The organism is Citrobacter sp. wls615 (genome assembly GCF_005281355.1).
Taxonomy (GTDB): Bacteria; Pseudomonadota; Gammaproteobacteria; order Enterobacterales; family Enterobacteriaceae; genus Citrobacter; species Citrobacter werkmanii.
Window position 1 is genome coordinate 1 of the sequence record NZ_SZXM01000071.1, and the last position, 13,091, is coordinate 13,091.

Sequence of the window (13,091 nt, forward strand, 5' to 3'; positions counted from 1 at the left end):
CAGCCTAGCTGGGGGTTTTCTGTGCACAACAAAAACGAGCCCCGCAGGGCTCGTTTATTGTCGTTTTGTGACTTACTGCACTGCCACGATACGGTCGTCGTTCACTTCCAGGCGAATGGCTTTGCCAGGAATCAGCTCCCCGGACAAAATTTGCTGCGCCAGCGGGTTTTCGATCTGTTGCTGGATAGCGCGTTTCAATGGACGCGCGCCATATACCGGATCGTAACCATTCGCGCTCAGCAGTTTGAGCGCTTCGTCAGAGATATGGATTTCATAGCCACGCTCTTCCAGACGTTTATACAGACGCTGCAGTTGGATCTGAGCAATAGAAGCAATGTGCTGCTCGCCCAACGGATGGAATACCACAACCTCATCTATACGGTTGATGAATTCCGGACGGAAGTTATGGCTCACAACGCCCAGCACCATATCCTTCATGTGGCTGTAATCGAGCTCGCCAAAACGTTCCTGGATCAGATCGGACCCCAGGTTCGAAGTCATGATGACCACCGTATTACGGAAGTCGACCGTTCTCCCTTGCCCGTCAGTCAGACGACCATCGTCAAGCACTTGCAGCAGAATGTTGAACACATCCGGATGCGCTTTCTCCACTTCATCCAGCAGGATGACGGAGTAAGGACGACGGCGCACGGCTTCAGTGAGATAACCACCCTCTTCGTAGCCGACATATCCCGGAGGCGCACCGACCAGACGAGACACCGAGTGTTTCTCCATAAACTCGGACATATCGATACGCACCATTGCATCGTCACTGTCGAACATAAAGTTTGCCAGCGCTTTACACAGTTCAGTTTTACCGACACCGGTCGGCCCAAGGAACAGGAATGAACCAATCGGACGGTTCGGGTCAGACAGCCCAGCACGGCTACGGCGAATCGCGTTAGATACCGCTTCAACCGCTTCGTTCTGGCCAATCACACGGCTGTGCAACTCCTGCTCCATACGCAACAGTTTTTCCCGTTCGCCTTCCAGCATGCGGGCAACCGGGATCCCCGTCCAACGCGCCAGCACTTCAGCAATTTCTGCATCGGTCACTTTGTTACGCAACAGACGCATAGTTTTACCTTCCGACTGGGTAGCGGCTTCCAGCTGTTTTTCCAGCTCCGGAATTTTACCGTACTGCAGCTCGGACATCCGCGCCAGATCGCCCACACGACGCGCCTGCTCAATGGCAATCTTCGCCTGCTCCAGCTCAGCCTTAATCGTCTGAGTACCGGAGAGCGAGGCTTTTTCCGCTTTCCACTCTTCTTCTAACTCAGAATACTGGCGCTCTTTGTCGTCCAGTTCTTCGTTGAGCATATCGAGACGCTTTTTACTCGCCTCATCAGACTCTTTCATTAATGCCTGCTGTTCCAGTTTGAGCTGGATAATACGGCGGTCGAGTCTGTCCAGTTCTTCCGGCTTGGAGTCAATCTGCATACGAATGCTGGATGCCGCTTCATCGATCAGGTCGATAGCTTTATCCGGCAACTGACGGTCGGCAATATAGCGGTGAGACAGCGTCGCTGCCGCCACAATCGCCGGGTCAGTGATCTGCACATGGTGGTGCAGCTCATAACGCTCTTTCAGACCACGCAAAATGGCGATGGTGTCTTCTACTGAGGGTTCAGCCACAAACACTTTCTGGAAACGACGTTCCAGCGCCGCATCTTTTTCGATGTACTGACGATATTCATCGAGCGTGGTTGCGCCTACGCAGTGCAGTTCCCCACGCGCCAGCGCCGGTTTCAGCATGTTACCGGCATCCATGGCGCCATCGGCTTTACCCGCGCCAACCATGGTGTGCAGCTCATCAATAAACAGAATGACGTTGCCTTCTTGTTTAGAGAGATCGTTCAGCACACCTTTTAAACGTTCTTCAAACTCGCCACGATATTTGGCCCCGGCCACCAGCGCGCCCATATCCAGCGCCAGTACGCGGCGGCCTTTTAAGCCTTCCGGCACTTCGCCGTTGATAATACGCTGCGCCAGCCCTTCAACGATGGCAGTTTTACCGACGCCAGGTTCACCAATCAACACCGGGTTATTTTTAGTACGACGTTGCAGCACCTGAATGGTGCGGCGAATTTCTTCATCACGACCGATAACCGGATCGAGCTTGCCCTGTTCGGCGCGTTCAGTCAGATCGACGGTATATTTTTTCAAGGCCTGACGTTGGTCTTCAGCTCCCTGATCATTCACGCTTTCACCTCCACGCATTTGTTCAATTGCCTGAGTGATATTGGCGGTCGTCGCCCCTGCTGATTTTAATAAGTCGGTCAGCGTACCGCGTGACTCAAGCGCCGCCAGAACGAACAGTTCTGACGAAATAAAGTTGTCCCCTCGTTTTTGCGCCAGCTTGTCGCAAAGATTCAGTACACGCACCAGATCCTGAGAAGGCTGCACATCACCGCCGGTGCCTTCTACCTGCGGCAAGCGGCTCAACGCCTGGTCAATGGCTGTACGTAACTGGCCGGCATTAATGCCAGCAGAGGTTAATAAAGGACGTACCGATCCCCCTTCCTGATTCAGCAAGGCGCTCATTAGATGAAGTGGTTCGATGAATTGATTGTCGTGCCCCAATGCGAGTGACTGGGCATCGGCAAGAGCAAGCTGGAATTTATTAGTAAGACGATCCAGACGCATAACTCCTCCCATAACAGGTCAAAATTGCTACTGGAGATTAAATGAGGTCATCCCTCAATTATTCAAGGTGAATGACCTGAATTATGTGAAAAGAAAATTACACGTACCGGATCGTCTTGATTCTTTAGGTTATATCAGCCAAATAAAACTTGCCATACGCCCCGTGGTATTGTCGCGACGATAAGAGAAGAAAGTCTCACTTTCGCTGAAGGTGCAACGGTCACCGCCATAGAGGTTCGTCACGCCAACATTTGCCAGACGCTGGCGCGCAAGCTGGTAGATATCCGCCAGATATTTGTCTGCGCGCGGTACAAATGCGAGGTCCGCCTGCGAATCTTTCGCCATAAACGCTGTGCGGACTTCTGGCCCCACTTCGAACGCGTTCGGGCCAATCGCCGGGCCTAGCCAGGCAATAATATTTTCAGGTTTGTCGGCAAAACACGCCACCGTCTCTTCCAGCACGCCAGCGCATAATCCGCGCCAACCCGCATGGGCCGCCGCGACTTCCGTACCTGCACGATTACAAAATAATACGGGCAGACAGTCCGCCGTCATCACCGCACACACCGTGCCCGGCGTATTGCTGTATGACGCATCCGCACGTTTGGATGAGTACGGCCCGCCCGTCAGTTTCAGGACGTCCTTACCGTGGACCTGTTCCAGCCAGACTGGCTTTGAAGGCAGATTGCCCGCAGCAAACAGTCGTTTGCGGTTCTCTTCGACATGCTCCGGGTTATCGCCACAATGGGCGCCCAGATTCAGCGAATCATAAGGCGGCATACTGATACCGCCAATACGGGTAGAACTACATGCCGCAACACCTTGCGGTAGCGGCCACTGCGGGACAATTAGCTTACTCATAACCAGGCAATATCATCCTTATGTTCTTCGAAATCAGCGCGCATCACTTCAATCAGTTCCACCATATCTTGTGGAATTGGCGCATGCCATTCCATTTCGATACCGGAAATCGGGTGATACAGACGCAGCATGGTCGCGTGCAGCGCCTGACGGTCGAACTTACGCAATACGGAAATAAATTCGTCAGAAGCGCCTTTCGGTGGACGCGGACGGCCGCCGTAGACCTGATCGCCCACCAGCGGATGGGTAATATGTGCCATGTGCACGCGGATCTGGTGCGTACGTCCGGTTTCCAGACGCAACCGCAGACGCGTGTGCACACGGAAGTGTTCCATAATACGATAGTGCGTCACCGCCGGTTTACCCATCGGGTGTACCGCCATGTGTGTACGCTTGGTCGGGTGACGGCTAATCGGCTCTTCAACGGTTCCGCCCGCTGTCATATGACCAATCGCCACGGCTTCGTACTCACGGGTAATTTCACGCAGCTGTAATGACTCCACCAGACGCGTTTGCGCCGGAACGGTTTTTGCCACCACCATTAATCCGGTCGTGTCTTTGTCCAGACGATGGACGATACCCGCGCGAGGAACATCCGCAATTGGCGGGTAGTAATGCAGCAACGCATTCAAAACCGTGCCATCAGGATTGCCTGCACCCGGATGCACCACGAGGTCACGCGGTTTGTTGATAACAAGAATATCGTCATCTTCATACACGATATCCAGCGGGATATCCTGAGGCTCAAAACGAACCTCTTCGTCAATTTCTGCATTGATGGAGACCTGCTCTCCACCCAACACTTTTTCTTTCGGTTTATCGCAAAGATTGCCATTTACCAGCACGCGCTGGTCGAGGATCCATTCTTTTATGCGCGATCGCGAATAATCAGGGAACAATTCGGCCAAAGCCTGATCTAAGCGTTGACCGAGCTGATTTTCGGAGACTGTTGCGGTGAGTTCTACTCGTTGTGCCATAAACTGCTTCTTCGTTTAACGTTGGGTTTTACGGCTTTGCCGTTTAATATAGTGTGCTATTGTAGCTGGTCTTAACCGGGAGCAGGAACAGAGAATCTCCCGTAAAACATTTTGAGGAAAGTCAAAACGTCATGACGCGCATGAAATATCTGGTGGCAGCAGCCACGTTGAGCCTGTTTTTGGCGGGTTGCTCGGGTTCAAAGGAAGAGGTGCCCGATAATCCGCCAAATGAAATCTACGCGACTGCTCAGCAAAAGCTGCAGGACGGTAACTGGAAACAGGCAATAACGCAATTGGAAGCGTTGGATAACCGTTATCCATTTGGACCGTATTCTCAGCAGGTGCAATTAGATCTCATCTACGCCTACTACAAAAACGCCGATCTGCCACTTGCTCAGGCTGCCATCGATCGTTTTATCCGTCTTAATCCGACACACCCTAACATTGATTATGTCATGTATATGCGTGGCCTGACCAATATGGCGTTGGATGATAGCGCACTGCAAGGATTCTTTGGGGTTGATCGCAGCGATCGCGATCCACAACATGCCCGAGCTGCGTTTAATGACTTTTCCAAACTGGTACGTGGCTATCCGAACAGTCAGTACACCACTGACGCCACTAAACGTCTGGTGTTCCTGAAAGATCGTCTGGCGAAGTATGAATACTCCGTTGCGGAATATTATACTGCCCGTGGCGCATGGGTGGCGGTGGTAAACCGTGTGGAAGGCATGCTGCGCGACTACCCGGATACCCAGGCAACGCGTGATGCTCTGCCGTTGATGGAAAACGCTTATCGCCAGATGCAAATGAATGCGCAGGCAGAAAAAGTAGCGAAAATCATTGCCGCCAACAGCAGTAATACCTGATTTACCTCAGAATGCAAAACGGCAGCCCAAGGGCTGCCGTTTTTTTATCCGTTTACGCCATAACTGAAGCGGTTTAGCTCCGACGCATCTCATCAAATATGGCCTGCTTTCTGCTATTCCTCAAGTAAAAAATCGCTTGTTCCTGCGGTGCCTCACAAAAAGGTTTTCTTGACAAAAAGCGACAAAATAATGTGATTTAAATCACACATTTTGACATTAGGAACGGTATGCTGGAATCACCAAGACGGGAAAGACAAGAGGTAAAATTTATGACAATGAACATTACCAGTAAACAAATGGAAATTACTCCGGCAATTCGCCAGCATGTCGCAGACCGTCTCGCCAAACTTGAAAAATGGCAAACTCATCTGATTAATCCACATATCATTCTGTCTAAGGAACCACAGGGTTTCATTGCTGATGCCACCATCAATACACCGAACGGACATCTGGTCGCCAGCGCAAAACACGAGGATATGTACACCGCAATTAACGATTTGATCAACAAGCTGGAACGGCAGCTCAATAAAGTGCAGCACAAAGGCGAAGCCCGTCGTGCAACAACTTCAGTCAAAGACGCCAACTTCGTCGAAGCAGAAGAAGAGTAGTCCCTTACATTGAGTGTATCGCCAACGCGCCTTCGGGCGCGTTTTTTGTTGACAGGGTGAAAACAGTACGGGTACTTTACTGACGTAGCCAAAGGAAAATTACATGAAACTTGTCCCGTTCTTCTTCGCATTCTTTTTTACCTTCCCCTGAATGGGAGGCGTTTCGTCGTGTGATAAAGAATGCGAAGACGAACAATAAGGCCTCCCACAACGGGGGGCCTTTTTTATTGATAACAAGAAAGGCAACACTATGACATCGGAAAACCCATTGCTGGCGCTGCGCGATAAAATCAGTTCGCTGGATGAAAAATTACTGGCCCTGCTGGCTGAACGGCGTGGGCTGGCCGTAGAAGTCGGTAAAGCTAAACTGCTTTCACATCGTCCGGTACGTGATATCGACCGCGAACGCGATCTGTTAGACCGACTGATTCAGCTTGGCAAAGCGCATCATCTCGACGCGCACTATATCACCCGCCTGTTCCAACTGATTATCGAAGACTCCGTCCTGACGCAGCAGGCACTGCTCCAGCAACACCTGAACAAAATTAATCCGCACTCCGCGCGCGTCGCCTTCCTTGGGCCAAAAGGATCATACTCACACCTCGCCGCACGTCAGTACGCTGCCCGTCATTTTGAACAATTCATTGAAAGCGGCTGCGCGAAATTTGCCGATATCTTTAATCAGGTCGAAACCGGACAAGCTGACTATGCGGTCGTCCCGATTGAAAACACCAGCTCCGGTGGGATTAACGACGTCTACGACCTGCTGCAGCACACCAGTCTGTCTATAGTTGGCGAGATGACTATTACGATTGACCACTGCGTACTGGTATCCGGCACAACCGATCTCGAGACCATTGATACGGTATACAGCCACCCGCAGCCGTTCCAACAGTGCAGCAAGTTCCTGAGCCGTTACCCACACTGGAAGATTGAGTACACCGAAAGCACCTCAGCGGCGATGGAAAAAGTTGCACAAGCTAACTCACCGCGCGTAGCCGCATTGGGGAGCGAAGCCGGAGGCGTACTGTATGGTTTGCAGGTTCTCGAGCATATCGAAGCAAACCAGACACAAAACATCACCCGCTTTGTGGTACTGGCACGCAAGGCTATCAATGTTTCCGACCAAGTTCCGGCGAAAACCACGCTGCTGATGGCAACAGGCCAACAGGCCGGTGCGCTGGTTGAAGCGCTGCTGGTACTGCGCAACCATAATCTGATTATGACTAAACTGGAGTCACGCCCGATTCACGGCAATCCATGGGAAGAGATGTTTTATCTTGATATCCAGGCCAATCTGGAATCCCCCCAAATGCAAAAGGCGTTAAAGGAATTGGGAGAGATTACGCGTTCGATGAAGGTGCTGGGATGTTACCCGAGTGAGAACGTGGTGCCGGTCGATCCGAGTTAACGTGACAATGCCGGATGGCGCCAGGCTTATCCGGCATCTTACTTAAGGACGGCTGTCATTCGCCTGGCGCAACAAAGTACGGCTTTCGCTCTGGAAGCGTTTCGCATAATCGCCAAACCAGTGCTCCACCTTACGGAAGCTGTCGATAAACGCTTGCTTATCACCCTGCTCCAGTAAACCAATCGCCTCACCAAAACGTTGGTAGTAGCGTTTGATCAGCGCAAGGTTGCTCTCAGACGACATAATGATATCGGCATACAGCTGCGGATCCTGGGCAAACAGGCGTCCAACCATCGCCAGCTCAAGGCGGTAAATCGGCGAAGAGAGCGCCAGCAATTGTTCCAGTTGCACGTTTTCTTCCGCCAGGTGCAGACCATAGGCGAAGGTCGCAAAGTGACGCAAGGCCTGAATAAACGCCATATTCTGGTCGTGTTCAACGGCGCTGATCCGATGCAGCCGCGCGCCCCAGACCTGAATCTGTTCCAGAAACCACTGATAGGCTTCCGGCTGACGTCCATCACACCAGACAACCACCTGTTTTGCCAGACTGCCGCTGTCCGGACCAAACATGGGATGTAACCCCACCACCGGACCATCGTGCGCTGCCAGCATCGCCTGTAAAGGACCATTTTTCACCGATGCCAAATCGACCAGAATACAGTCAGACGGCAGACGCGGTAATTTGGCGATTACCTGCTCGGTGACGTGGATCGGCACGCTGACGATCACCATGCCTGCATCAGAGACGATCTCCGGCGCGCGATCCCAGTCCTGCTGTTCCAGGATCCGCACCTGATAACCTGACAGAGTGAGCATTTTTTCGAAAAGACGCCCCATCTGACCACCGCCGCCGACGATCACCACCGGTCGCAGAGAAGGACAAAGCGTTTTAAATCCTTTGTCATTTTCACTGGAGTAGGACTCGCGCATAACCCGGCGCAGCACATCTTCTATCAGATCCGGCGGTACGCCAAGGGCTTCCGCTTCCGCGCGGCGAGAAGCCAGCATAGAGGCCTCCCGTTCCGGCACGTAGATCGGCAGCCCAAAGCGGCTTTTTACTTCGCCGACTTCAGCAACCAGCTCCAGGCGGCGTGCCAGCAAATCCAGCAGCGCCTTGTCGACTTCATCAATTTGATCGCGTAATGCGGTCAATTCAGCAACCATAACCAACCTCTTATGCTACACGCGCCGACAGCTGGCCGTTTAAATCCTGGCTAATTTCACGCAGCAGCGCATCCGTCATTTCCCAGCTAATGCACGCATCGGTTACGGACACACCGTATTTCATTGCGCTGCGCGGCTGTTCGGAAGACTGGTTGCCTTCATGAATATTACTTTCAATCATCAAACCAATGATCGAGCGATTGCCATCTTTGATTTGCGCAATCACGGATTCAGCCACGGCAGGCTGACGGCGGTAATCTTTATTGGAGTTACCATGACTGCAATCTACCATCAGGGAAGGTCTTAGTCCCCCCTGCTCCATCTCTTTTTCGCATTGGGCAACATCTGCCGGGCTGTAGTTCGGCGCTTTGCCGCCACGCAGGATCACATGACCGTCCGGATTGCCCTGAGTTTGCAGCAGCGCTACCTGCCCTGCCTGGTTAATACCGACAAAACGGTGTGACTGCGCCGCGGCACGCATGGCGTTGATAGCGGTGGCCAGGCTGCCGTCAGTGCCGTTCTTAAAGCCAACCGGCATCGAAAGACCAGAAGCCATTTCACGGTGAGTCTGTGATTCCGTGGTACGCGCCCCGATTGCTGACCAGCTAAACAGATCGCCCAGGTACTGCGGGCTATTAGGATCCAGAGCTTCAGTTGCCAGCGGAAGTCCCATATTTACCAGTTCAAGCAGCAGCTGACGCGCAATTTTCAGTCCAGCTTCAACATCAAAAGAGCCATCCATATGAGGATCGTTAATTAACCCTTTCCAACCAACGGTAGTACGGGGTTTTTCAAAATAGACGCGCATCACCAGGTAGAGGTTATCGCTGACCTCTGCGGCAAGGGCTTTAAATCGACGAGCGTACTCAATTGCCATTTCAGGATCGTGAATGGAGCACGGACCACATACCACCAGCAAACGCGGATCGCGACCAGAGATAATATCTGAAATGGTTTTACGCGACTGGGCGATTTGCGCCTCTTGCGCCTGGCTCAGCGGAAATTCAGCTTTCAGCTGCTCCGGAGTCATCAGAACCTGTTCGTCGGTAATATGTACGTTGTTCAGCGCGTCTTTTTGCATGATGGTGATCCTGTTTAGCTCGTTTGCGATAGTTGATCCTCAGCGAGGAGGAAATAACGATATCACAACAGGTAAAGATTTCAATCCATAATCCGTAAATTTTACTTTACATAATACTATTAAGCACTAAATAAGGCCCGTCTTTATGTATATTTAAATTTACACCCACCAAATATCAGATCCACTATGCTTAAAAAAAACGCGGGAGCACAGGCAATGAAGCAACTCATCAGCACCTTATTGATACTACTTCTGAGCGGCTGTCAGATAGATCCCTATACTCACGCTCCTACCTGGACAAGAACCGACTGGTACGATGCCGGGATACGCGATGCCATTTCAGGCTATGCGGTTAAAGATAATGAAATTCTTGCCGACAATTACAATGATCCAGAAGTCGATCGTACGGAATATCTTAAGGGTTACGCCGAGGGACAACGTAAAACCTGCCAGCAGGATTTTGTTTACGCCAGGGGTCTGGCCGGGAAAACCTTTCCCCCAAGTTGCGATACGGTCGAAAATGTTGACCAGTTACACAACGCCTGGCAAAAAGGGGAAAACGAAGCTAATGCCTCTATAAGATTAAATTAAACAATAGCTTATATTTTATAAGCACATGAGATTTAACTTAAATTATCAATAGCTTTATACCCGGAATAATGACGACTTAGGAAAATAATGTTATTTTGTCTCAAACAATCTTGAGTGTATTTCGACGCTTTACGGCAACCGCTGGTAGGTAACTATTCATGAGCTATTCTTACCGACTCATACTTCTACTGGCACTGCTCCTGACCGGATTACCGCTGTACGCCCAGAGCGTTACGGAAGAAGCAAAATCTGTACGCGCGATGGTTTCCGGCATCGTCAGTTATACACACTGGCCTTCACTTTCCGGGCCACCAAAACTGTGTATTTTCTCTTCATCGCGTTTTTCCAGTGTACTGGTAGATACCAGTACTGGTGCTTTACCCTATCTTCCCGTCATCATTCGTACGGAACAAGAAATATTAGTTGCGCAGTGTGATGGTTTTTATTTTGGAAAAGAATCCCCTGGTTATCAGGTGGAATTAAAGAATAAATATCCGACAAAGGCACTGTTATTAATCGCTGAACAGAATCCCGAATGCGTTATTGGCAGTGCCTTTTGCCTCATAATTAAAGATGAAGATGTGAGATTTTCCGTAAATATGGATTCCCTTTCACGCAGTGGCGTAAGGGTCAGTCCAGACGTATTGATGCTTGCACGGAATAAAAAGCATGGATAAGGGCCATTCTCCCATAACACGCCCGACGTTTAAGCGGACATTACGGCGTATCAGCATAATCAGCGTCCTGGTCACCATGACGTTGATCTGGCTACTGCTTAGCATTTCCTCCGTGCTGGCATTAAGACAGTATGCGCAAAAGAACCTGGACCTGACCGCAGCCACTATGACTCGTACACTTGAAGCTGCATTAGTCTTTTCTGACAGTGTTGCGGCCACAGAAACACTGGCGGCGCTAGGGCAACAAGGGCAGTTTTCCGTAGCGGAAGTGCGTAATAAAAATCAGAACGTGATTGCCACCTGGCGCTATGACGCGCAGGACACCACTGAAAAGATCAGCGGTCTGATCAGCCACTGGCTGTTTCCGCAACCGGTCACACAGCCCATTTTGCACAATGGCAGCGTGATTGGTGAAGTGCGCCTGACGGCACGCGATAGCGTGATCAGCCATTTCATTTATCTGTCGCTGGCCGTTCTTACCGGATGCATTCTGCTGGCATCAGGCATTGCATTAATGCTCACTCGCTATTTGCACAATGGCGTAGTAGAAGCCCTGCAAAATATAACCGAGGTGGTACATGATGTCCGTACCAACCGTAACTTTTCACGACGTGTTTCAGAAGAACATATCGAAGAATTTCATCTTTTTGCCCAGGATTTCAATAGCCTACTGGACGAAATGGAGGAATGGCAACTTCGGTTGCAGGCAAAGAACGCTCAGCTTTTGCGTACCGCGTTACATGATCCTCTGACAGGACTGGCAAATCGCGCCGCATTTCGCAGCAGCATTAACGCCCTGATGAACGACGATGCTGCCCGCAGCAGTTCTGCATTGCTATTCCTTGATGGTGATAATTTTAAATTTATTAACGATACCTGGGGCCACGCAGCGGGCGACCGTGTCCTGATTGAAGTTGCAAAAAGGCTGGCCGAGTTTGGAGGTGATCGACATCACCCCTACAGGCTTGGCGGCGATGAGTTTGCCATGGTGCTGTATAGCGTTCACTCAGAATACGAAGTTCAGCGTATCTGTGCCGCACTGTCGCAAGCGTTTAACCGACCTTTTGACCTGCACAATGGTCATCTGGCAAGCATGACACTCAGCATTGGCTTTGCGCTGACGTGGGAACATGCCTCTGCCGAGAAATTACAAGAACTTGCCGATCAAAATATGTATCAGGCCAAACATTTGCGTTCTGAACGCATTATTAAATAAGGAATTACACACATGTTAAAACGTCTATTTTCACCGTTTTTTCTGCTTTTACTGATCGTGGCAGGCTGTCAGGCACCTCAGGGAAAATTTACCCCAGAGCAAATTGCAGCTATGAAATCGTACGGATTTAGCGAAGTTTCAGGAGACTGGTCTCTTGGCCTGTCTGACAATATCCTGTTTGATAAAAACGACTATAAGCTCCGTCCGGAAAGTGAAAAGCAGATTCAGGAAATGGCATCCAAACTGGCTGCTACCGGGCTAAACCATGCACGTCTGGACGGTCATACGGATAACTACGGCGAAGACAGCTACAACGAAGCTCTGTCGCTCAAACGCGCAAATGTCGTGGCCGATGCCTGGGCACAAGGCGCTAATATTCCCCGTACCAATCTGACCACCCAGGGACTCGGGAAGAAATACCCTATCGCCAGTAACCAGACCTCTAAAGGTCGCGCTGAAAACCGCCGTGTCGCGGTGGTGATCGCCACACCGTAATCATCCCCGGCTGACTGTATCCAGAGAGTATGTAAAATCCCCCGGCAGTCAGTCTGTTCCCATAAATAAATATCGCGATAAAAAAAGGGCCAGCCTTTCGGCCAGCCCTTTTCTAACAGGATGTCGCTTGCGCGAATCTTAGTTAAGACGCTCTTTGATACGAGCAGACTTACCAGTACGCTCACGCAGGTAGTACAGTTTAGCTTTACGAACAGCACCACGACGTTTAACAGCAATGCTGTCAACTACCGGAGAGTGAGTCTGGAAGACACGCTCAACGCCTTCGCCGTTGGAAATTTTACGAACAGTGAATGCAGAGTGCAGACCGCGGCTACGAATAGCGATAACCACGCCCTCAAATGCCTGCAGACGTTTTTTGGAACCTTCAACAACCCATACTTTCACTTCCACGGTATCACCCGGACGGAAGGAAGGTACGTCCTGCTTCATCTGTTCTTGTTCAAGTTGCTTAATAATGTTGCTCATAATTTAATC

At 50.8% G+C, this 13,091-nt stretch carries 14 protein-coding genes and 1 other annotated feature; of the genes, 8 read left to right on the top strand and 6 right to left on the bottom strand.

What is annotated here, in order from left to right:
- Positions 1–72 precede the first annotated feature (72 nt).
- From clpB to rluD, 3 genes are all read right to left on the bottom strand, one after another.
- On the bottom strand, positions 73–2,646 hold the full coding sequence (clpB, locus tag FDX04_RS19450) for an ATP-dependent chaperone ClpB (RefSeq protein ID WP_038642736.1): 2,574 nt from the start codon (positions 2,644–2,646) through the stop codon (positions 73–75).
- Positions 2,647–2,775: 129 nt separating this feature from the next.
- Complete coding sequence (gene yfiH, locus FDX04_RS19455) at positions 2,776–3,507, bottom strand: purine nucleoside phosphorylase YfiH (protein WP_137371361.1); 732 nt, start codon at positions 3,505–3,507, stop codon at positions 2,776–2,778.
- Positions 3,504–4,484, bottom strand: coding sequence for a 23S rRNA pseudouridine(1911/1915/1917) synthase RluD (gene rluD / locus FDX04_RS19460; RefSeq protein WP_042313304.1), 981 nt, complete (start codon positions 4,482–4,484; stop codon positions 3,504–3,506). The genes yfiH and rluD overlap by 4 nt, the downstream gene beginning before the upstream one ends.
- 131 nt (positions 4,485–4,615) lie before the next feature.
- On the opposite strand from rluD, the gene bamD reads away from it, so the two are divergent.
- From bamD to pheA, 4 genes are all read left to right on the top strand, one after another.
- Positions 4,616–5,353, top strand: a complete 738-nt coding sequence (gene bamD, locus FDX04_RS19465) for an outer membrane protein assembly factor BamD (protein WP_005130417.1) — start codon at positions 4,616–4,618, stop codon at positions 5,351–5,353.
- 269 nt (positions 5,354–5,622) lie between these two features.
- A complete protein-coding gene (raiA, locus tag FDX04_RS19470) occupies positions 5,623–5,961 on the top strand; it encodes a ribosome-associated translation inhibitor RaiA (protein ID WP_003031244.1) in 339 nt (112 codons plus the stop codon).
- Between the two features lie 102 nt (positions 5,962–6,063).
- Positions 6,064–6,189: a sequence feature (Phe leader region), on the top strand.
- Positions 6,065–6,112: a pheA operon leader peptide PheL gene (gene pheL / locus FDX04_RS19475; protein WP_100250063.1), complete on the top strand. Its 48-nt coding sequence runs from the start codon at positions 6,065–6,067 to the stop codon at positions 6,110–6,112. It overlaps the preceding feature by 48 nt.
- A gap of 22 nt (positions 6,190–6,211) precedes the next feature.
- Entirely contained in the window at positions 6,212–7,372 is a 1,161-nt protein-coding gene (gene pheA / locus FDX04_RS19480; protein WP_038642743.1) for a bifunctional chorismate mutase/prephenate dehydratase, read from the top strand.
- 42 nt (positions 7,373–7,414) lie between these two features.
- Here pheA and tyrA read toward each other — a convergent pair whose 3' ends face one another.
- Positions 7,415–8,536, bottom strand: coding sequence for a bifunctional chorismate mutase/prephenate dehydrogenase (gene tyrA / locus FDX04_RS19485; protein ID WP_003826456.1), 1,122 nt, complete (start codon positions 8,534–8,536; stop codon positions 7,415–7,417).
- Positions 8,537–8,546: 10 nt separating this feature from the next.
- A complete protein-coding gene (gene aroF, locus FDX04_RS19490) occupies positions 8,547–9,617 on the bottom strand; it encodes a 3-deoxy-7-phosphoheptulonate synthase AroF (protein ID WP_137361376.1) in 1,071 nt (356 codons plus the stop codon).
- 216 nt (positions 9,618–9,833) lie between these two features.
- Here aroF and FDX04_RS19495 point away from each other — a divergent pair, with 216 nt between their 5' ends.
- The 4 genes from FDX04_RS19495 to FDX04_RS19510 all read left to right on the top strand — a co-directional run bounded on the left by FDX04_RS19495 (position 9,834) and on the right by FDX04_RS19510 (position 12,596).
- The gene (locus tag FDX04_RS19495) at positions 9,834–10,208 is read left to right on the top strand and encodes a DUF2799 domain-containing protein (protein ID WP_137361377.1); all 375 of its coding nucleotides are present in this window, start codon (positions 9,834–9,836) and stop codon (positions 10,206–10,208) included.
- Between the two features lie 158 nt (positions 10,209–10,366).
- Positions 10,367–10,885 (top strand): YfiR family protein, encoded by a 519-nt coding sequence (locus tag FDX04_RS19500; protein ID WP_042313295.1) that lies wholly within the window; start codon positions 10,367–10,369, stop codon positions 10,883–10,885.
- Entirely contained in the window at positions 10,878–12,101 is a 1,224-nt protein-coding gene (dgcN, locus tag FDX04_RS19505) for a diguanylate cyclase DgcN (RefSeq protein WP_137371362.1), read from the top strand. The genes FDX04_RS19500 and dgcN overlap by 8 nt, the downstream gene beginning before the upstream one ends.
- A 12-nt stretch (positions 12,102–12,113) precedes the next feature.
- Positions 12,114–12,596, top strand: coding sequence for an OmpA family protein (locus tag FDX04_RS19510; RefSeq protein ID WP_038642755.1), 483 nt, complete (start codon positions 12,114–12,116; stop codon positions 12,594–12,596).
- 138 nt (positions 12,597–12,734) lie between these two features.
- Here FDX04_RS19510 and rplS read toward each other — a convergent pair whose 3' ends face one another.
- Positions 12,735–13,082, bottom strand: a complete 348-nt coding sequence (gene rplS, locus FDX04_RS19515; protein ID WP_006687325.1) for a 50S ribosomal protein L19 — start codon at positions 13,080–13,082, stop codon at positions 12,735–12,737.
- Positions 13,083–13,091: the final 9 nt, after the last annotated feature.